Source organism: Pseudomonas sp. S2_B10, assembly GCF_054668425.1.
The window spans coordinates 5,238,846-5,259,099 of record NZ_CP162768.1 but is presented as its reverse complement, the minus strand read 5'-3'; the positions used below and the strand labels follow the sequence as shown (position 1 = coordinate 5,259,099).

The window sequence follows — 20,254 nt, the reverse complement described above, 5'->3', positions numbered from 1 at the left end:
CGCTTAATCGTCGGGGCATCACATTTGCGCCACCGGACAAGGCCCGCCGGCATCGGCCCAGAGTTTGAATTGCGCGACGAAGATATCGTGCGGCACTGGCACCGGTGCGCGCCCTGCCCCGGGATTCCAGCCCCAGAGCACCAGTTTGTCTTCGCTGACGTGTTTTAACAGCGCGGCGAAATCACGATCACCATTGCTCGCGCGGTCCTTGATCAGCGCGCAGAGCTTGTCCGGGGGCAGGCCGATCCAGGCCATTTTGTGTGCCGCTGGCGGCAGGCTCCAGTGCGGCGCACCCGGCGGCGCATGGGGGCCATAACTGGCCGGCGGATTGCTTTCAGCATGACAGGTGGCGCAGGGCAAACCGGCGGCGCCCTTGCCGTCCATGCCGCGCACCACATTCATCGCGTGGGGGGTGCCGGCGTCGAACTGCAACGGCGAATCGCCGGGAATGTGGCAGTTCTGGCAGCGCGGACTCTGGAACACTTTCTGCACCGTGCCGAAGGCCTTCAACGCTTCCTGATCCTCGGCAAACAGGTCCGAGGCATAGCCACCGAGGCCCAGCAACACGACGGTGCCCAACACAAGATGTCGTTTCATCTCACACCCCCGACAATTGCAGTGGCAGTTCGCGCAGGCGTTGCCCGGTCAAGGCGAACACTGCGTTGGCCACCGCCGGCGCGGTCGGTGGCACGCCGGGCTCGCCGATGCCGCCGGGTTTTTCGCTGCTGGGGACGATGTGCACTTCCACCACCGGCATTTCGTTGAGCCGCAGCACCTGATAATCGTGATAGTTGGACTGCACGACGCCGCCGTCCTTGACGGTGAGCTTGCTGTGCAGGGCCATGCCGAGGCCGAAAGTGATGCACGATTCCATCTGCGCGGCGATGCTCTGCGGATTCACCGCAATGCCGCAATCCACTGCGCAGACCACCCGATGTACGCGGATCGCCAGATTGTCTTGCGACACCTCGGCCACTTGCGCCACGTAGCTGCCGAACGACTCGTGCACCGCCACGCCGAGGGCATGGCCGTCCGGCAACGGTGCGCCCCAATTGGCCTTCTCCACCGCCAGATTGAGCACGCCGAGGTGGCGCGGGTGCGCCTTGAGCAGCGTTCGTCGGTACTCCACCGGATCCTTGCCCGCCGCCGTCGCCAGTTCATCGATCAGCGATTCCATGACAAAACCCGTGTGGGTGTGGCCCACCGAACGCAGCCACAACACATTGATGCCGGTCTGCGGCGAATGCAGCTCGACCTGATGATGAGGCAGATCCTTGATGTACGGACTGTCGGCCACGCCCTCGACCGAGGTGGCATCGATGCCGTTCTTGACCATCGCTGCCTCGAGCATCGTCCCGGCCATGATCGACTGGCCGACCAGCACATGCTGCCAGCTCATCGGCAAACCATCAGCACCCAGTCCGACCTGCGCCTTGTGCAGGTACATCGAGCGGTAGTAGCCGCCGCGAATGTCATCTTCGCGCGCCCACACGGTTTTCACCGGCAGGTCCGCCGCTTTCGCCACTTGCACGGCTTCGGCGACGAAGTCCGAAGTCGGATTGGCACGGCGACCGAAGCCACCGCCGAGAAATTCCGTGTGAATTTCGACCTGCTCGGGCTTGAGCCCGGTGATCTTGCTGGCGACCATTTGGTCCAGCGTCTGAAATTGCGTACCGGTCCAGATCTCGCATTTGCCGGCGCTGATTTTCACCGTGCAATTGAGCGGTTCCATCGGCGCGTGGGCCAGGTAAGGCACGCTGTATTCGACCTCGATTTTTTTCGCGGCTTTGCCGAAATTGGCCTTGGCGTCCCCCGCCTGAGTGGCGGAAGTGCCCGGCGTCGCCGCCAGTTTGCGGAAACTCTCGAGCAGTTTTTCACTGCTCATGTCGGCCAACGGCCCCAGGTCCCAATCGACCTTCAGCGCATCACGGCCCAGCTTCGCCGCCCAGAAATGCTCGGCCACCACCGCTACGCCGCTGGGCACCTGCACAACCTTGTGTACGCCGGGAATGGCCAGCGCTGCGGCGCCTTCGAAGGATTTCACCGTGGCACCAAACACCGGCGCGCGGGCGACCATCGCGGTCATCAGGCCTTCAAACTGCACGTCCATGCCGAACTTGGCGCGGCCGGTGATCTTCTCCGGGGTATCGAGGCGCTTGGTCGGTTTGCCGATGACTTTCCAGTCCTTGGCTTCCTTGAAAGTGATGGTTTTCGGGTCCGGCACCGGCAGTTGCCCGGCGGCATCGGCCAGTTCGCCGTAGGTCGCGCGTTGGTCCCCGGCGATGACCACGCCGGACTCCGTGCGAATCGTCGACGGCGCGACGTCGAAGCGTTTCGCAGCCGCTTCCACCAGCATCTGCCGCGCCGTCGCCCCGGCGAGTCGATAGCGGTCAAATTCCATCCAGGTCGATGTCGAACCTCCGGTGATCTGCATGCCGCCAAATGCCGGCAAGCCGTAATCCGCCGCCGAGGCTGGCGAGTGCTCGACGCGGATTTTCGACCAGTCGGCGTCCAGTTCTTCGGCGATCAGCATGGTCAGGCCGGTCCAGATGCCCTGGCCCATTTCCGAATGACCGAGCAGCACGGTGACGCTGTTGTCCGCCGCGATGCGCAGAAACGCGTTGGGTGCGAACGTCTTGTTCTGATTTTCTGCCGCCCGGGCAAAGCGGTTGGCCCCGGGCACCACAAACGCCACCATCAGGCCGCCGCTTAACAGTGCGCTGCCCTTGAGAAACCCGCGACGCGATACAGGACTGTTCATCGTTCCTCTCCCAGAGAATGACTCAGCCGATTTCGGCGGCGCGTTTGACCGCAGCGCGAATGCGCGGATAGGTGCCGCAGCGGCAGATATTGCCGGAGAGCGCCTGATCGATATCGCTGTCGGTGGGCTTGGGAATTTTCGCCAGCAACGCGGCGGCGGACATGATCTGCCCGGACTGGCAATAACCGCACTGCACCACGTCCAGCTCGGCCCAGGCCTGCTGCACCGGGTGCGAGCCATCGGTGGACAAGCCCTCGATGGTGAGGATTTTCTGGCCGTGGGCGACGGCAGTCGCCGGGGTGATACAGGAGCGTAATGGCGCGCCGTCGACGTGCACGGTGCAGGCGCCGCACTGGGCCATGCCGCAACCGAACTTGGTCCCGGTCAGGTGCGCGATATCGCGCAGAACCCAGAGCAGCGGCATGTCGGCGGGTACATCGAGCTCTTGGTCCTTGCCATTGATATTCAGGGTCAGCATCGGGTGATTTCCTCAGACTCACGTATTGCAAAGGGGCGTCGCTGTGGTCGCAAAAACCTACGGACGCCCGCGCTTATCCCTTTCAGCAAAGCCTAATTTGCGCTTGAAGCCAGACGTTGTGACCAGCGGTCATGCAGACCCCGGCTTTGCTCCTACAGTTGATAACGGCTCGCACTGAGTCGTCGTATCTCTGCGCAACCGGCCCGCGAACCTCGCGGTTGTCCATCACAGGTCAGGAGTAACGAATATGGGCTTTGTCACCACTCGAGACGGCGTCGACATCTTCTACAAGGACTGGGGGCCGCGCGACGCGCCGGTGATGCACTTCCACCACGGCTGGCCGCTCAGCTCGGATGACTGGGACGCGCAGATGCTGTTTTTCCTGGCACAGGGCTTTCGGGTGATTGCTCATGATCGACGCGGGCATGGCCGCTCGAGCCAGGTCTGGGACGGCCACGACATGGATCACTACGCCGACGATGTGCTGGCAGTGGTTAATCATCTGGGTACGCGCGACGTTGTCCACGTCGGCCATTCCACCGGCGGCGGCGAAGTGATCCATTACATCGCCCGGCATGGTCAGGACAAGGTCAGCAAAGCGGTGTTGATCAGCGCCGTGCCACCGTTGATGGTGCAGACCGAAAGCAACCCGGGCGGTTTGCCGAAATCGGTGTTCGATGGCTTTCAGGCGCAGTTGGCGGCGAATCGCGCGCAGTTCTATCGCGATGTGCCGAGCGGACCTTTCTACGGCTACAACCGCCCGGGCGCCGAGTCGGCGGAAGGGATCATCGCCAACTGGTGGCGCCAGGGCATGATCGGCGGGGCCAAGGCGCATTACGACGGCATCATCGCCTTCTCGCAGACCGACTTCACCGAAGACCTGAAAAAAGTCACCGTGCCGGTGCTGGTCATGCACGGCGAGGATGACCAGATCGTGCCTTACGCCAACTCCGCACCGTTATCGGCGAAACTGCTGCCCAACGGCACACTGAAGTCGTACCCAGGATTTCCGCATGGCATGCCGACCACGCAGGCTGAAACCATCAATGCGGATTTGTTGGCGTTTATTCGCGGGTAACCGCCTCAATCAGGCTTACTGCAATTGGCAAACACTGATCCCCTGTGGGAGCGGGCTTGCCCGCGAGGCGTCTCTCCAGTCCAATTATCTGCGAATGACACTCCGCTTTCGCGAGCAGGCTCGCTCCCACAGTTGGGATTGGGTATATCCGTCAGAGACTGGTCGGCTGGAAGGCCGCCATCGCTGGCAAGCCAGCTCCCACAGTTGGAATTGGGTATATCCGCCAGAGACTGGTCGGCTATAAGGCCGCCATCGCTGGCAAGCCAGCTCCCACAGTTGGAATTGGGTATATCCGCCAGAGACTGGTCGGCTATAAGGCCGCCATCGCTGGCAAGCCAGCTCCCACAGTTGGAATTGGGTATATCCGCCAGAGACTGGTCGGCTATAAGGCCGCCATCGCTGGCAAGCCAGCTCCCACAGTTGGAATTGGGTATATCCGCCAGAGACTGGTCGGCTATAAGGCCGCCATCGCTGGCAAGCCAGCTCCCACAGTTGGGATTGGGTATATCCGTCAGAGACTGGTCGGCTGGAAGGCCGCCATCGCTGGCAAGCCAGCTCCCACAGGGATCAGGGTAGATCTGCTGTTCATTCGTATCTTTGAGATAGCTATCGCGAGCAGGCTCACTCCTACAAGAGCAAGAGCAAGAGCAAGAGCAAGAGCAAGAGCAAGAGCAAGAGCAAAAGATCGCAGCCTTCGGCAGCTCCTACAGTCTCCGCGTTCGCCTTAGGTCGAGTGTCAGCTCGCCTGCTTTTGATCTTGATCCACCGGCGACGTCGGAAGGCTGAGCGGAGGGATTGATCCGGGCGTGGGAGCGCAGCGACCGTCTGGCGCAGCCAGACTCAGCGGAAGGAGGTGCAGCGAAGCAAACCGGAGCCGCTGCGCCCGGATCAGTCCCGGAGCGAAGGAACCCGAGCCTGCGAGGGCCGAACGCAGGAGCAAGCGTTTTTTTGCTTACTTTTTTTAGGCGTTTGTAAAAAAAGTGAGTCGCCGTAAGGGCGAAACCCTAAGCAGCCGTTACCGCAGCAACGGATATGTACTCGGTCAACCAGAACAAATCATCGCTCGACAACAAGCCTTCGCGAGCAGACTCGCCCCCACAGAAATCGCAAGCGTGCTGAAGGCTGAATCAATCCCCTACCCCTCTGCCCGCCCTTCGCCTTCACGATCACCACGGTAATGCCTGGCCAGCGGAAAATCCGGCAGCCACGATTCACGCCGCACAATCCAGCTCTCATAGGTCGGCTTCAACTGATCCGGCGCATCCAGCGCGCCGAGGTTCACCTCGACCTCATCACCACTGCGATTGAACACCGACGAACCACAGCGCGGGCAAAAGTGCCGCCCTTGATACTCATGGGTTTCACCGCTGATGGTCACCGCGTCCTCAGGAAAAATCGCCGAGGCATGAAACAGCGCACCGTGGATCTTGCGACAGTCCAGGCAATGGCACAGCCCGACCCGGTAAGGCTCGCCAGAGGCTTCAAAACGCACATCGCCGCACAGGCATCCGCCGGTAAATGCAGTCATGGTTCAGCTCCATCGCGCTCGTGGTGTCACGCCCCCAGAGCCTATAACAGTCGGCGCTGCAATGCAGACGATGTTTCAGATGAAAGAACTCAATGTCGCCGCACTGCAACGGGCATTCGCCGGCCAGAGCTAATACACTCGGACGCTGACCTGCCGGGACGATCACGATGAAACACGCCACAGCGAAAAACCCCGAGAAAGCCCCGCGCTTCTGGCGCGACGACGCCCTGCCCTTCATCGAAGCGCGGGCGATCGTGGATGGGCGTGAAGTCTGTTATGCGCGGCATTCCCACGCGCACTTTTCCATCGGCGCAATCACCGCCGGGCGCAGTACCTATGTGCATGAGCAGGCGCAGTATGAAGTGGCAGCAGGCACCGTGGTGCTGATGAATCCCGGCGATGTACACGCCTGCAATCCGATCGATGATCAGCCTTGGTCGTATGTGATGCTGTATGTCGAAACGCCGTGGCTGACGGATTTGCAGCATCAATTGGGGTTTGCCGGGGAGCTGGAATTCCGGCGATTTAGCGACACGCATCTGGCTGATGCCGAGCTGTTCGGCAAATTGATGGGGTTGTATGAGGTTTTGCTCGACGACCAAATGGAGGCACTGGCGAAACACAGCGCGGCGGTAGAGTTTTTCAGTGATTTGCAGGTCCGCCTGAATCCGGCAGATGAGCCCGTCGATGAGCCGAATTTCAAGCTGGAACGCGCCGCTGATTTCATCCGTGGACATTGCACCGAAGTGCTCAGCCTGGAGGCAATTTGCGCGGCGGCGCAACTGTCGCCGTCGTACTTGATTCGCGCGTTCAAGCAGCGTTACGGGATGACGCCCCATGCCTTCCTGGTCAACCAGCGCATCCAGTTCGCCCGCGAGCGCTTGCGTAGCGGCCAGTTGATTGCCGATGTCGCGCTCCAGGCCGGGTTTGCCGATCAGGCGCATTTTCAGCGAGCGTTCAAACAACATCTGGCGGCAACGCCGGGGCAGTATCGCGGCTGACTTCATACTCGAAGTTGAACACTACCCCCTTGTGGGAGCGAGCCTGCTCGCGAAAGCGGTGTGTCATTCAACACTTCACTGACTGATCCACCGCATTCGCGAGCAGGCTCGCTCCCACAAGGGGTTGTGGTGGGCCTGTCAATCAAGTGAACAGCAAATAAAGCGCACTCACCGCCAGCAACAACGCCATCAACCGATTGAACCAGCGCATCCCTGCCGCATTGCTCAGATACCCGCGCAAGAACGTCCCGGCATACGCCCAGCAACCCACCGACAGATAGCAGATCACCAGATACACCGCCGCAAATTGCCAGACCAGCCGCGCCTCGCCGTCGGCGACAAACGCGCCCATGCCGGCGACGCATGCCAGCCAGGCCTTGGGGTTGAGCCATTGCATCACCGCGCCATAGAGCATCGACGGCGCACGGCCGGACTCGCTGGTGTTCAGTTGGCCGTCATCGCTGGCCAGTTTCCAGGCCATGAACAACAGGAACGCCACCCCGGCCCATTGCACCACGCGGGTCATGAACGGCCACAATTGCAGCACCTCATGCAGGCCCAGGCCCATCAGCACCAGCAACAGCACAAACCCCAACGTCGCCCCGGCCACGTGCCGCTGGCTGGCGCGGAAACCGTACTGCGCGCCGGCGCTCAAGGCGACGATATTGACCGGCCCGGGGGTGATGGATGCGGCGAGGGCAAACGCCGCCATGGAAAGAATCAGACTCATTGCACACCTGCTTCAATCGAGGAACGAGGTGGCTACGGTAGCGAGCGGGGGATTTGCAGTATTGAAGAAAATGACCCTGAGGCTGCGAATCTGATCCGATCGTTCCCACGCTCTGCGTGGGAATGCAGCCCGGGACGCTCTGCGTCCCATTCAGAGCCGAACGCAGAGCGTCCGTAGAGGCATTCCCACGCAGAGCGTGGGAACGATCGAAACCTACTGGGGGCAATCAGGCCAGGCGCGGCACGGTGAAGCGGAATTCGCTGCCCTGCCCCGGCTCGCTCTCGGCGACGATCTGGCCGCCATGGGCTTCGACGATGCCTTGGGTGATGTACAAACCCAGGCCAGTGCCGGTCGGGTTGCCTTCCTTTATCGTCCAGTAGCGGTCGAACACATGCGGCAAGTGCTCCTTGGGAATGCCTTCACCACTGTCACGCACGATGAACACGATCTCGTCGCCCACCGATTTCGCGTGTACGCCGACGGTGCCCATGCGCGGGGTGAACTTGATGGCGTTGCCCACCAGGTTCGACAGCACCTGAAACAGCCGCTCGGGGTCGGCGTGGATGCGCAGGTCAGGATCGGCCTGGAAGGAAATGCTGATGTCCTTGTCATGGGCCAGCGGCGACAGCAACGCTTGGGCCTCTTCAAAGATGTGCCCGACCTCCAGCGCCTGCGGGGTGATCGAGTAGCGCCCGGCATCGATTTTCGAGGTATCGAGCAGGTCTTCCAGCAGCGTGTTCATCCGCGCCGTGGCCTGCTGCATGGTGTCGATTGCAGTGGAGATACGCCGCGAAGTGTGCGCGCCTTCCGAGCTGAAGGCTTTCTGCATCATGCCGCAGAGCATCGAAATCACCGTCATCGGGTTGCGCAGGTCATGGGAAACCACCGCTACCAGATCATCGCGCGCCTGCACCGCCTCCTGTTCACGACGTACCTGACGGGCCAGATCGTTTTCCAGCGCCGAACGGCGCAGGTCATTGGCGGCGAACCGGTCACCGTGGCTCCACTTGGTGGAAATCCCGGCCATCTCGACCTTCCAGATCTCGAACGAAGTACGCGGACGCAGGCGCATCCCGGCGTCGGAGGTTTCCAGATCCAGCGGCTTGCGCGGGTCACCGCTCCAGTTGATGTTTTCCTTCACTTCCGGACGGAACCACAGCACGCCGTTGTCCACCGGTTTGGGCAGGCTCATGGCGAGCACACCGCTGGCCACAGACTGATACTGCGCCGCCGGCGGGTAAACGCTGGACAGGTGATGGCTGGCGAACACCGGCTCGCCGCGCGCCTGCAACCACTTGTGCAGCGCGCGAATTTCTTCCGGCGCCGGGCAGTTGCCGTAACGGTGCAACTGCTTGTCTTCGATGATCGCAATGCCGCCGGCATTGACCAGCGCCATCAGCGTCGCTGGCTGCTGGGCGAGGCCGTCGAAAACATTTTGTGGCGAATCGACCATCGCCTGATTAAGCCGCGCCAGCGCTTCGACCTTCTCTTCACGCTGGCGGGTCAGTTCAAGGGTTTCCATGGCACTGATCTGCAACGACAGGACCTGGCCGATGGTCTGGCAAGCCATGCGCAATTCATGCGGCACGTGCAGCGGCTGGCGGTTGCCGCAGCTGATCAGGCCCCAGAGCTTGTCGCCCTTGAGCAGGGAAATGCTCATCGACGACAGCACGCCCATGTTCTTCATGTACTGGCAGTGAATCGGCGAGACGCTGCGCAGCGTGGCGAAACTGAGGTCCAGCGGCGTTTGCGTGTCCGGGCGCAGCTTCGGCACCAGTGGCACTGGCTGATAATCGGCGTTGGGGATGATCCGCAGCCAATTGGTGCGGTACAGCTCGCGCGCCTGCTCGGGAATGTCCGAAGCCGGGAAGAACAGGCCGTTGAACACTTCCATCGACGGATCGGACGCTTCGGCGATGACCTGACCGTGGCCCTCTTCCTCGAAGCGATAGATCAGCACCCGGTCGTAACCGGTCATCGCCTGGATTTCCTTGACGCTGATGTCGTACAGGGCCTGCAGCGTGGTCGCCGCTTGCAGGCGCTGGAGCATGCGGCCCAGGTGGGTATTGACGCCGGCGACGTTGCGCGGCTGGAAATTCTTCACATGGATTTCCAGCTCGAGAATCAGCACGCCCTGATGGCGGTGCAGCAAACCTTCGAATTCAGTGCCGTTGAGCTCGAATCGTAGCGGCGCCGCCTCGGAAAACGCTGTCTGCTGCAAGGCTTCAAGCACGTGCGCGGTGTGTTCGGCGCCGATCAGGCTGTGCAGCGGCTGGCCGATCAGCGATTCGGGCGCGCGGGCCAGCAGGGTTTCGACGTTGGCGCTGACCTGAATGATCTGCAGCGCAGGCTCGGTCAGGGTCAGCAGCAAACCATGGGGCTGGATCGCGCCAGGAAAGCGGATCGGCTCGTCGGCACAGTTGGCCAGCAGTTCTTCAAAGGCTTGTGGGTCTTGCGGGTTCATGCCAGTACCTCCTGGCGCTCGAGCCACTGCTCGAAACAGCTGAATGTGGTTTGTGCTGCGCTGACCACGGCCGCGCGTTCGCTGGCCGCCATGGGCCGGTTGCTCAGGTATTCGATGAACTCACGCCAGCGCCGCCCGGTGGCCGCGCCGTAGACGTCGAGGAAGGCAGCGCCATTGTCGGCGTCCAGATTCAGCCGCGCGGCGATCTCCCGACGCAGGATCTGCCCGCCGAGAGTGGCGCCTTCGAGCACGTACAAAACACCGAGACTGGCGGCGCTGGAGTCGATCACCGGCAAGTCCTCGCACAGCGGCAAATCATTGGTCGTCGCGCCCAGCGCGCGCAGGTCGGCGTGCAAGGTCTCGGCCTTCAAACGAGGCGTCAGATCGAAATCATCCGGGACAGCGCCACTGGCGAGCAACGCCCGTTCCAGCGGCTGATAAAAACCGTAATAGGCCGCCATCAAGCGCTCGAATGCGGGGGTATCGAGGGTATCGGTAAAAAAAGGAAGGCGTTTTTCCAGTGCGATGTGCAGTTCGGCTGTGCCGGCCCGCAGATCTTGCAGCACCGGTGGCACATAAACCTCACGGGCCTTTGCTTGCATGTAGATCGCTCTTGGTGGGACCCGGCAGGGGCCATTCTGGGTGGGCTCGACGTGGGGGGAATTTATCACGCCACGCGGCTTTTTCTGCCTGCCGAAGCGTTTTTTCTGTCGAACTGCGACCCTATGACAGGTTCAGAGTGGCGCCGGATCAGAAAAGTTCGACCGACGCCATTATCCTGCCACTGCTGACCACCTCAATCAGCGCCGTCGTTCTGCACCGATGGATCGCCGTTGGCCGGTACGCTGCTGTCGGCAACGGGTTTCGAAGGATTGTTTTTTTCGGCGCCGGGATAACCGGGCAGACCGCGAGTATCGTCCGGCGTCATGACATCCTCGTTATCGCGGCTGACATCCCAGTCGGTGGTGGCGTTGGGGTCTTCATCGCGCCCGGCCGTGCCGATGGCGAAGCCGTCGTCGTTGGCATTGACGGTTTGCTCAAGCGCTTTGTCGTTGCTGGATGGGTTGCTCATGTCTGCCTCCAGAACACGTTGATCGGACTTGTTTGGAAACGCCTCGGCCGCTCAAGTGCAATGGACAAGACCAACGGTGCATTCGCGGGGCACTGGTCGCCTGGCGTGAACCACCGCAACGGCGCACGGTTCTCAAGAGAACCACTTGCTCGAGCACCGTCATGAGCCACCCGCGATTCGGCATTGAGGAAGAGTACTTTCTCACTGACCTGCAGAGCCTGCGCATGGTCGGCAGTCCGCCCCCACAGGCCATCGAGGCTTGCAGGGCGGCGCTGGGTGTGTGGTTTGCCACGGAGATGTTTCAGGGCCAGATCGAAGTGGCTTCGCCGGTGTTCAGCGACTTTGTGCACGCTGGCGATTTTCTCCGTGGCAGCCGTCAGGCCTTGGGTGCAGCCCTTGAACCGTTTGCTCTGGGCGTGCTCAGCGCCGGCAGTCATCCGCTGGCCGACTGGCGCGAGCAGGTTCCGACCGACGAGGAACATTTCCATCATCTGTTCGAGCGCTACGGCCATGTTGTCCGCCGCAGCGTGTTGTCGGGGCTGCATGTGCACGTCGAGGTGATCGAGCCGCTGGATCGCATCGCCGTGATGAACGAAGTCCTGCCGTGGACGCCGCTGCTGTTGGCGCTGAGTTGTTCGTCGCCGATCTGGGATGGCGCCGCCAGCGGTTTCATGAGCTATCGGCAGACCGCGAGTGACGAATGGCCACGCATGGGCATCCCGCCGCTGTTTGTCGATCAGCGCCATTACGACGAACACTTGGCGTTTCTCATGCGTATCGGCGCGATCAGCCAGCCCGGCGAGTGTTGGTGGGGCGTGCGCCCGGCAGCGCGTTTTCCGACCCTGGAACTGCGTATGACTGACGCTTGCCCTCGGGTCGAGGATGCGCTGACCCTTGCGGCGTTCTTTCGCGTTCTGGTGGCTCACGCCAGTGCGCAGCGGCGGCCAGGATTGCTCTATGACCAGACCGCACGTTCGATGCTGGAGGAAAATCGCTGGCGGGCCAAACGCTTGGGAATTCATGGGCGCTATTTGGTCGAAGGCATCGACGGCGACTGTTCGCTCGCGCAATGGCTGGAACTGGCCGAGCAGCGCTTTGCCGAGACGGCGCAGATACTGGGTGCAGCGCAGCTGTTCGAGCGTGCGCGGACGATCATCGACAGCGGCACCAGCGCCGATCGGCAACTGGCGCTGTTCAATCTGGCGTCTGAACAACCGCAAAACGGCCGCTCGGCCCTCGGGCAAGTGGCCGAGCTGCTGCTTCAGGAAACCGCTGGCTGATCGCTCTCGGACGGGCCTTTGAGTTCGACCTGATTGCCGTCCGGGTCGAAACAGTAAAGCGACAAGCCGTAACCCTCGGCGCCAAAACGCCTGGCGGCTTGTTCAACGGTCAGCCCGAACGATTGCAGATGGGCGATGAGCGCGGCTTCGTCGAACGGCTCTATGCGCAGACAGAAGTGATCGACGTTGCGCTTGTGCGCATCAGCGGCGCCGCCGCCCTTGCGCCCGAGTTCGCCCGCCAAATCGACGAGATCGATCATCGACGTACCGGCCCGCAGGTGCACCAGCCCCAGCGGCTGGTTATGCCTGACCACTTCGGCGCCAAACACCCTGGCGTAGAAATCGATGCTGCACTGCAGGTCGGCGACGCGCAGGACGATATGATCGATGTGCTGAATGGAAAAGGGATGCATGAGTTGGCTTCCTCGAAAGCGGCGACCCGCTCATTGTGCTGCACAAGGGAAAAAATTCACTGTCGATTTTTCGGTGGAGCCATCGACAAAGCGGATTTACTCTCACGTCATGAACATACCAGCCGCTGTCCTGCCGCCCCACGCCGAAATGGTTCGCGCCATGCTCGAGCGCGACACTGCCTATGAAGGCGTATTCTTCACCGCCGTGAAAACCACCGGGATCTTTTGCCGCCCCAGTTGCACGGCGCGCAAGCCGAAACCGGAGAACGTCGAATTCTTCGCCCACGCCGACGAATGCCTGTGCGCCGGTTATCGCGCCTGCCTGCGCTGCAAACCGCTGGACGCGGCAGCCATTGCCCCGGACTGGGTGCAGCGCCTGCTCAACGCGGTGGACGCCGATCCCGAACGGCGCTGGAGCGATGCGCAATTGCTCGCCGAGGGCATCGAACCGCTGAAACTGCGGCGCTGGTTCAAGCAGCATTTTGGCATGACCTTCCACGCCTGGCTGCGCACACGGCGCCTCGGCATGGCCCTGGGCGGGATCAGGCAAGGCACGTCGATCGATCACGCGGCGTTCGACTCCGGCTACGAGTCGCTCAGCGGTTTTCGCGATGCGTTTCAGAAGTCCTTCCACATCACCCCGGGCCGCGCGGCCAATAGTGAACCGTTGCTGTTCACCCGCCTGACCACGCCGCTGGGGCCAATGATCGCCATGGCCGAGCGCCGTGGGCTGGTGTTGTTGGAATTTCTCGATCGCCCGGCGCTGACCCGTGAAGTTGAAGCGCTGCAAAACCGTAACGGCTACGCGATTGCACCGGGGCATAACGCCCACTTGCAGCAGATCGAGGTGCAACTGGCGGATTACTTTGCCGGCAGACTCACTCAGTTCAGCGTGCCGCTGCACCTGCCCGGCAGCGCTTTTGCCCGTGAGGTGTGGGCGGCGCTGCTGCAAATTCCCTATGGCCACACCAGCACGTACGGCGCCATCGCGGCAGGCCTGGGCAAACCCGGCGCCAGCCGTGCCGTCGGGCTGGCCAACGGGCACAATCGGCTGTCGATCGTGGTGCCGTGCCACCGAGTGATCGGCGCAGACGGTTCGCTGACCGGTTATGGTGGCGGACAACCGCGCAAGGCGTTCCTGCTCAGGCTGGAAAACGCCGCGCTGCAAATGACTCAACAATTGGCTTTTTGAGCCATGCGATCCAACGCGCAAACAGGGATTTCGATGAGTACGTCCGTATCACCGCAACATGGCTGACACGTATGAGATGGCCAGCGCTTTTCTGGCCGCGATAGACGCTGATTGGCTGCGCCATGTCAGCGCCGTCGGCCCGTGCCTGCATCAACCACATCCAGCGCGCGACCCGTATGAATCGCTAGTACGGGCGATTGCCTATCAGCAACTGCACGCCAAGGCCGGCGATGCGATCCTTGGGCGTTTAGTGGGGTTGTTTCCCGGTCAGGTGTTTCCACGCCCGGAGCAGATTCTCGCGACTGAGGTCGAGCGACTGCGTGCTTGTGGCTTTTCAGCGAGCAAGATTGCGACGATTCAAGGGATCGCCCAGGCGACGCTGGACGGCGTGGTGCCGGATTACCCGACTGCACGGGCGATGGACGATGAAACCCTGATCGAACGCCTGACCAGTTTGCGCGGTGTCGGCCGCTGGACCGTGGAGATGCTGTTGATCTACAGCCTCGAACGCATGGACATCCTGCCGGCGGATGATTTTGGCGTACGTGAGGGATATCGGCGCTTGAAGGGACTGGAGGTGCAGCCGACGCGCAAACAGATGATCGGGATTGGCCAGGCGTGGAAGCCTTATCGGACGGTCGCGGCCTGGTATCTGTGGCGCGTGGCCAAGGCTTAGACCGCATTATCGTTCTTCGCGAGCAGGCTCGCTCCCACACTGAATCAGCGTTCGGCGCTCTGTTTCCGCGCTCCCAGGGTGAGGGGAAAATCGAACTGTCGCTGCAAATCCTCAGCCTTGAGAATCTCGAATAACGCCTGCGCCGCCGCCGACAGGTCATTGCCCGGCTCGGTCAACACACCAATCGCCCGCTCCACAGAATCATTCAAGGTCAGGCAATGCGCACCGAGCTCGCACATTTGCCCCGCGCACAATGCCGGCACCGCGCTGACCCCAAGCCCGCTGGCAACCATTCGGCCAACGGTCGCCAATTGATGACTCTCGAACTCCACCGGCAACTTCATTCCGCGCGCCTGCAAATGCTCTTCCAGCATCACCCGCACCGTTGATGGCCGCTGCAGGGTGATGAACGGTTGCTCCAGCAAGGTCTGCCAATCGATGTCGGCGCGACCGGCCAGCGCTGAATCGGCCGGCACCACGGCGACAAAACGATCGACATACAAAGGCGTGAACGTCATCGATGTGCTCTGCATCGGCGCGAACGCCACGCCGAGTTCAACCTGACGATCGCGGACCATTTCCAGCACTTGCTCGTTGATCACGTCGTTGACCGTCACGTTGACGTTCGGATAACGCGCGCGGAAGCTCTTGAGAATCGGCGGCAGAAGATTGCCGGCAAACGACGGCATCGCCGCCAGCGTCACGCGTCCGCGTTGCAGGCTGAAACGCTGGCGCATCTCGTCTTCGGCGTTGTCCCAGTCGGCGATCAAGCGGCGCGCCAGCGGCAGCAGGGACTCGCCTTCCGGGGTCAACGCCACGTTACGCGTGTTACGGCTGAACAGACGCCCTCCCAGGCCCTCTTCCAGCGCCTTGATGGTCAGGCTGAGCGCCGATTGCGACAAATGCAGACGCTCGCAGGCCACAGCGAAGCTCAGGCTATGGGCCACGGCGAGAAAGGCCCGGATCTGTTTGATGGTCATGTCGCTTTGCTCCAGTTGCGAGCGGCAAGCGTCAAGCTGCAAGCCGTGATGCGATGGCCCTGATCGTTCCCACGCTCCTGCGTGGGAATGCAGCGCGTGACGCTCCGCGTCACTGGACGCGGAGCGTCCCTGGAGGCATTCCCACGCGGAGCGTGGGAACGATCATCGCCGAACGCGTATTGGTGAGATTTATCAATCAATCCACCTTAAAAATCAACTTAACAAATATATCCAGCAGAGAGACACTCCAGTCATTCGGCTAGCCAGCCGCCCGCAAATAATAAAAGAGGTGCCTATGGCAGGTTTCGACAAGCGTGTGTATTCCTACGAGGAAGCGATGGCCGGGCTGGAAGACGGCATGACCGTTATCGCCGGCGGCTTTGGTCTGTGCGGCATTCCGGAAAACCTGATCGCCGAGATCAAGCGCAAGGGCACCCGTGACCTCACCGTGGTTTCCAACAACTGCGGCGTTGATGGTTTCGGCCTTGGCGTGCTGCTCACCGACCGCCAGATCAGCAAAGTCATCGCCTCCTACGTCGGCGAGAACAAACTGTTTGAAGAGCAACTGCTCAAGGGCGAGATCGAAGTCATCCTTACCCCGCAAGGTACCCTCGCCGAAAAAATGCGCGCGGGCGGCGCCGGCATTCCGGCGTTCTTCACCGCCACTGGCGTTGGCACCCCGGTTGCTGAAGGCAAGGAAGTGCGCGAGTTCAAGGGGCGCAAATACCTGATGGAAGAATCCATCACCGGCGATTTCGCCATCGTCAAAGGCTGGAAGGCCGACCATTTCGGTAACGTCGTTTACCGTCACACCGCGCAGAATTTCAACCCGTTGGCCGCTACCGCCGGCAAGATCACCGTGGTCGAAGTCGAAGAAATCGTCGAGCCCGGCGAACTCGACCCGACGCAGATCCACACCCCGGGCATCTACGTCGATCGAGTCATTTGCGGCACGTTCGAAAAACGCATCGAACAGCGCACCATCCGCAAATAATCAGGCCTACGGAGAACAACAACATGGCACTTACCCGCGAACAAATGGCTCAACGCGTCGCCCGCGAAATGCAGGACGGCTACTACGTGAACCTCGGCATCGGCATTCCGACCCTGGTCGCCAACTACATCCCCGAAGGCATGGAAGTCATGCTGCAATCGGAAAACGGCCTGCTCGGCATGGGCCCGTTCCCGACCGAAGAAACCATCGATGCCGACATGATCAACGCCGGCAAACAAACGGTGACTGCGCGGATCGGCGCGTCGATCTTCAATTCCGCCGAATCCTTCGCGATGATCCGCGGCGGCCATGTCGACCTGACCGTGCTCGGCGCGTTCGAGGTCGACGTCGAAGGCAACATCGCTTCGTGGATGATCCCCGGCAAACTGGTCAAGGGCATGGGCGGCGCGATGGATCTGGTGGCCGGCGCCGACAACATCATTGTCATCATGACCCACGCGTCCAAGGACGGTGAGTCCAAGCTGCTGGCCAAGTGCAGCCTGCCGCTGACCGGTGCCGGCTGCATCAAGCGCGTGCTGACCGACCTCGCCTATCTGGAAATCGAAAATGGCGCTTTTGTCCTCAAGGAACGCGCACCTGGCGTCAGTGTTGAGGAAATCGTCGCCAAAACCGCTGGTAAACTGATCGTCCCGGATCACGTACCGGAAATGCAGTTCGCTGCCCAGTGAGGAATTCGAAAATGCAAGACGTCGTCATTGTTGCCGCCACGCGTACCGCGATCGGCAGTTTTCAGGGCTCCCTGGCCAATGTATCCGCAGTAGACCTGGGCGCGGCGGTGATCCGCCAGTTGCTCGAGCAGACCGGCCTCGACGGAGCGCAGGTCGATGAAGTGATCATGGGCCAGGTGCTCACCGCTGGCGCCGGGCAGAACCCGGCACGTCAGGCCGCAATCAAGGCTGGCCTGCCACACGCCGTACCGGCCATGACCCTGAACAAGGTTTGCGGTTCGGGCCTCAAGGCTTTGCACCTGGGCGCGCAAGCGATCCGTTGCGGCGACGCCGAGGTGATCATCGCCGGCGGTCAGGAGAACATGAGCCTGTCCAACTACATCATGCCGGGTGCGCGCACCGGTCTGCGCATGGGCCACGCGCAAATCGTCGACACCATGATCAGCGATGGCCTGTGGGATGCGTTCAACGATTACCACATGGGCATCACTGCCGAGAATCTGGTCGACAAATACCAGATCTGCCGCGAACAGCAGGACGCCTTCGCTGCCGCTTCCCAGCAGAAAGCTGCCGCTGCGATCGAGGCCGGGCGCTTCGTTGATGAAATCACGCCGATCCTGATCCCGCAGCGCAAAGGCGATCCGGTCGCGTTCAAGGTCGACGAGCAGCCACGCGGCGATACCAGCGCAGAATCTCTGGCGAAACTGCGTCCGGCGTTCAAAAAGGACGGCAGCGTCACCGCAGGCAACGCCTCGTCGCTGAACGACGGTGCCGCCGCCGTGATTCTGATGAGTGCCGAGAAAGCCAAATCGCTGGGCCTGCCGGCTCTGGCCAGGATTGCCGCCTACGCCAACGCTGGCGTCGATCCGGCGATCATGGGCATCGGCCCGGTATCGGCGACCCGCCGCTGCCTGGACAAGGCCGGCTGGAACATCGACCAGCTCGACCTGATTGAAGCCAACGAAGCGTTCGCTGCGCAATCGCTGGCCGTGGCCAAAGACCTGCAATGGGATCTGGACAAGGTCAACGTCAACGGCGGCGCCATCGCCCTCGGCCACCCGATCGGCGCATCAGGTTGCCGCGTGCTGGTGACATTGCTGCACGAAATGCTCAAGCGCGATGCGAAAAAAGGTCTGGCGACCTTGTGCATCGGCGGCGGTCAGGGCGTGGCTTTGGCGCTGGAACGCGGCTGATACGGAGTTCAAGGTTGACGGCGGATCCACGACATCCGCTGTTGGCTGGCAACAAAAAACCCGGTGCGATTTGCGTTGCACCGGGTTTCTTTTTGCCTGTCTACAATCGGTGGTGAATGTTCTGGCCCCTTCGCGGGCAGGCTCGCCCCACATTCTGCAACGCATTTCCCTGTGGGAGCGAGCCTGCTCGCGAAAGCGCTTGATCAGGCGCCAACCACTCAAGGCTTGCGCAACAGATAGGTATCCATGATCCAGCCATGCTCCGCTCGCGCCGCCTTGCGCACCCGTTCGATCTCATCGGCCACTTCCGCCAGCCGGCCGCTGAGCAGTATCTCGTCCGGCGTGCCCAGGTAAGCGCCCCAGAAAATCTCGGTCTGCCGATCTGCCACTTGCTGATAGGAATCTTCGGCATCGAGCATCACCACCAGACTGTCCGCTTCACTCACCTGCCCCGCCGCCAATCGCCGGCCTGTGGTGATTTCTACTGAGCGACCAATCGTGTTCAAAGGTATTCTGTGCTGCGCAGCCAGGGCCTGAACGCTGGTGATCCCCGGTATCACTTCGTATTCAAACTGACAGCGGCCTGATGCCTGAATCGCCTGAAGAATCCGCAGTGTGCTGTCGTACAACGCCGGATCGCCCCAGATCAGGAATCCGCCGCACTGGCCGTCGGACAATTCTTCATTGATCAGCCGTTCGAAGGTCTGCTGCTTGGCGAGGTTCAGTGCATCGACGCTCGCTGTGTAGTCGACATCGCCGCGCTCGCGCTCCGGACTGCTGGCTTCGACAAAGCGATGTGCGTGGTCGGTGATGTAGCGCTCGCAGATCTCGCGGCGCAGATCGATCAGCGTCTGCTTGCTCTGGCCTTTATCCAGCAAAAAGAACACATCGACCCGATTCAGCGCTTTCACCGCCTGCATCGTGATGTAGTCCGGATTGCCGGCGCCAATGCCGATGACCAGCAGCTGTTTCATCAGAATTCCTCTTCAAGGGCTATGCCCGGCAAGCGTAGCCGCCAGATGCCATTGAAGCGCAAGTCGATCATCGCCAGTGGCTCGACGTCGATCGCATTGAACGCTGCGCCCTGCAGCACCTGCATCAGCGCCGCGCGCATGACGAACGGATGCGTGACTGCCACTACATGTCCTGGGGTTTCGGCGATGGAGTCCAGCCACATTGAGACCCGCTGCGTCAGTTGCCTGACCGATTCGCCGCCGTGGGGTGCGGCTTCAGGATCGGCCAGCCAGGCTTGCACAGCCTGGTTTTCATTGGCTTGCAGATCCTTGACCGATTGCCCGTGCCAGCGTCCCCAATCGCAATCGCGCAGGGCTTGATCAATCTGCGCATCGACGCCAAACCATGCTGCCGTTTGCCGGGTACGCAGCTCAGGCGCGCAAATCAGCCGCCGTGGCGGGGCGAATCGCGCCCTCCACGCGTCAGAAGCTAAATGCAACTCTTCAACAGGCTCGTCCGTAGGAAAACGCGCCAGTTTCTGTGCGACGGTTCGCGCATGGCAAATCAGTGTCAAACGGCTACTTGGCACAAGCAGGTTCTCGGTCGAAAGATAAAACAAACAATGGCACACAGCCGATACGCGTCGCATTGTGCCGTAAAACCTTGGCGTTCAGGGTTGTCACCGGCCCGTCGCTGAGCTTGGGATAGGCAATGTCTGACACAGCAATCGGCAAAGGACTACAACAGCGCGTTACTTCGACGTAGCCCTTA

The 20,254-nt window shown here is 61.4% G+C and carries 20 protein-coding genes; 8 read left to right on the top strand and 12 right to left on the bottom strand.

Features of this window, described 5'->3' with window-relative positions; genetic code table 11:
• Positions 1-18 precede the first annotated feature (18 nt).
• Genes AB4O45_RS23455 through AB4O45_RS23445 form a run of 3 tightly spaced genes read right to left on the bottom strand, consistent with a single transcriptional unit; the run spans position 19 to position 3,239 of the window.
• Positions 19-597 (bottom strand): hypothetical protein, encoded by a 579-nt coding sequence (locus AB4O45_RS23455; protein WP_460160620.1) that lies wholly within the window; start codon positions 595-597, stop codon positions 19-21.
• 1 nt (position 598) lies between these two features.
• A complete protein-coding gene (locus AB4O45_RS23450) occupies positions 599-2,761 on the bottom strand; it encodes a xanthine dehydrogenase family protein molybdopterin-binding subunit (protein WP_460137890.1) in 2,163 nt (720 codons plus the stop codon).
• Positions 2,762-2,783: 22 nt separating this feature from the next.
• Positions 2,784-3,239, bottom strand: a complete 456-nt coding sequence (locus tag AB4O45_RS23445; protein ID WP_041478642.1) for a (2Fe-2S)-binding protein — start codon at positions 3,237-3,239, stop codon at positions 2,784-2,786.
• Positions 3,240-3,486: 247 nt separating this feature from the next.
• Here AB4O45_RS23445 and AB4O45_RS23440 point away from each other — a divergent pair, with 247 nt between their 5' ends.
• Positions 3,487-4,317, top strand: a complete 831-nt coding sequence (locus AB4O45_RS23440) for an alpha/beta fold hydrolase (RefSeq protein WP_460160619.1) — start codon at positions 3,487-3,489, stop codon at positions 4,315-4,317.
• Positions 4,318-5,452: 1,135 nt separating this feature from the next.
• On the opposite strand, the gene AB4O45_RS23435 is transcribed toward AB4O45_RS23440, so the two are convergent.
• On the bottom strand, positions 5,453-5,845 hold the full coding sequence (locus tag AB4O45_RS23435; protein WP_236169368.1) for a GFA family protein: 393 nt from the start codon (positions 5,843-5,845) through the stop codon (positions 5,453-5,455).
• A gap of 167 nt (positions 5,846-6,012) precedes the next feature.
• Here AB4O45_RS23435 and AB4O45_RS23430 point away from each other — a divergent pair, with 167 nt between their 5' ends.
• Positions 6,013-6,846 carry an AraC family transcriptional regulator gene (locus AB4O45_RS23430; protein ID WP_460160618.1) on the top strand — a complete coding sequence of 278 codons (834 nt, stop codon included), beginning with the start codon at positions 6,013-6,015 and terminating at the stop codon, positions 6,844-6,846.
• Between the two features lie 142 nt (positions 6,847-6,988).
• Here the strand turns inward: AB4O45_RS23430 and AB4O45_RS23425 are convergent, their stop codons facing one another.
• From AB4O45_RS23425 to AB4O45_RS23410, 4 genes are all read right to left on the bottom strand, one after another.
• Positions 6,989-7,576, bottom strand: coding sequence for a LysE family translocator (locus AB4O45_RS23425; RefSeq protein ID WP_095179566.1), 588 nt, complete (start codon positions 7,574-7,576; stop codon positions 6,989-6,991).
• A 226-nt stretch (positions 7,577-7,802) separates the two neighbouring features.
• Positions 7,803-10,040 (bottom strand): ATP-binding protein, encoded by a 2,238-nt coding sequence (locus AB4O45_RS23420; RefSeq protein ID WP_460160617.1) that lies wholly within the window; start codon positions 10,038-10,040, stop codon positions 7,803-7,805.
• Positions 10,037-10,642, bottom strand: coding sequence for a biliverdin-producing heme oxygenase (locus tag AB4O45_RS23415; RefSeq protein ID WP_041478637.1), 606 nt, complete (start codon positions 10,640-10,642; stop codon positions 10,037-10,039). Before AB4O45_RS23415 ends, AB4O45_RS23420 begins: the two co-directional genes overlap by 4 nt.
• Positions 10,643-10,836: 194 nt before the next feature.
• Positions 10,837-11,112 carry a hypothetical protein gene (locus tag AB4O45_RS23410; RefSeq protein ID WP_423523379.1) on the bottom strand — a complete coding sequence of 92 codons (276 nt, stop codon included), beginning with the start codon at positions 11,110-11,112 and terminating at the stop codon, positions 10,837-10,839.
• A 161-nt stretch (positions 11,113-11,273) separates the two neighbouring features.
• Here AB4O45_RS23410 and AB4O45_RS23405 point away from each other — a divergent pair, with 161 nt between their 5' ends.
• Positions 11,274-12,392, top strand: a complete 1,119-nt coding sequence (locus AB4O45_RS23405; protein ID WP_460160616.1) for a carboxylate-amine ligase — start codon at positions 11,274-11,276, stop codon at positions 12,390-12,392.
• Here AB4O45_RS23405 and AB4O45_RS23400 read toward each other — a convergent pair.
• Complete coding sequence (locus tag AB4O45_RS23400; RefSeq protein WP_460137884.1) at positions 12,374-12,805, bottom strand: VOC family protein; 432 nt, start codon at positions 12,803-12,805, stop codon at positions 12,374-12,376. The genes AB4O45_RS23405 and AB4O45_RS23400 overlap by 19 nt on opposite strands.
• Positions 12,806-12,914: 109 nt before the next feature.
• On the opposite strand from AB4O45_RS23400, the gene AB4O45_RS23395 reads away from it, so the two are divergent.
• Positions 12,915-13,997 (top strand): bifunctional transcriptional activator/DNA repair enzyme AdaA, encoded by a 1,083-nt coding sequence (locus AB4O45_RS23395; RefSeq protein ID WP_460137883.1) that lies wholly within the window; start codon positions 12,915-12,917, stop codon positions 13,995-13,997.
• A 58-nt stretch (positions 13,998-14,055) separates the two neighbouring features.
• Entirely contained in the window at positions 14,056-14,673 is a 618-nt protein-coding gene (locus AB4O45_RS23390) for a DNA-3-methyladenine glycosylase family protein (RefSeq protein ID WP_252869195.1), read from the top strand.
• Between the two features lie 44 nt (positions 14,674-14,717).
• On the opposite strand, the gene AB4O45_RS23385 is transcribed toward AB4O45_RS23390, so the two are convergent.
• Complete coding sequence (locus AB4O45_RS23385) at positions 14,718-15,653, bottom strand: LysR family transcriptional regulator (protein ID WP_252869194.1); 936 nt, start codon at positions 15,651-15,653, stop codon at positions 14,718-14,720.
• Between the two features lie 295 nt (positions 15,654-15,948).
• Here AB4O45_RS23385 and AB4O45_RS23380 point away from each other — a divergent pair, with 295 nt between their 5' ends.
• From AB4O45_RS23380 to AB4O45_RS23370, 3 genes are read left to right on the top strand one after another with little or no spacing between them, the layout of a single operon-like run.
• Positions 15,949-16,647: a CoA transferase subunit A gene (locus AB4O45_RS23380; RefSeq protein WP_016774135.1), complete on the top strand. Its 699-nt coding sequence runs from the start codon at positions 15,949-15,951 to the stop codon at positions 16,645-16,647.
• 23 nt (positions 16,648-16,670) lie between these two features.
• Positions 16,671-17,336, top strand: a complete 666-nt coding sequence (locus tag AB4O45_RS23375) for a CoA transferase subunit B (protein WP_016774134.1) — start codon at positions 16,671-16,673, stop codon at positions 17,334-17,336.
• Between the two features lie 11 nt (positions 17,337-17,347).
• A complete protein-coding gene (locus AB4O45_RS23370; RefSeq protein ID WP_460160615.1) occupies positions 17,348-18,529 on the top strand; it encodes an acetyl-CoA C-acetyltransferase in 1,182 nt (393 codons plus the stop codon).
• 218 nt (positions 18,530-18,747) lie between these two features.
• Here AB4O45_RS23370 and cobF read toward each other — a convergent pair whose 3' ends face one another.
• Both cobF and AB4O45_RS23360 read right to left on the bottom strand, forming a co-directional pair.
• A complete protein-coding gene (cobF, locus tag AB4O45_RS23365; protein ID WP_460160614.1) occupies positions 18,748-19,503 on the bottom strand; it encodes a precorrin-6A synthase (deacetylating) in 756 nt (251 codons plus the stop codon).
• Positions 19,503-20,072 (bottom strand): histidine phosphatase family protein, encoded by a 570-nt coding sequence (locus AB4O45_RS23360; protein WP_305383117.1) that lies wholly within the window; start codon positions 20,070-20,072, stop codon positions 19,503-19,505. The genes cobF and AB4O45_RS23360 overlap by 1 nt, the downstream gene beginning before the upstream one ends.
• Between the last annotated feature and the right edge of the window lie 182 nt (positions 20,073-20,254).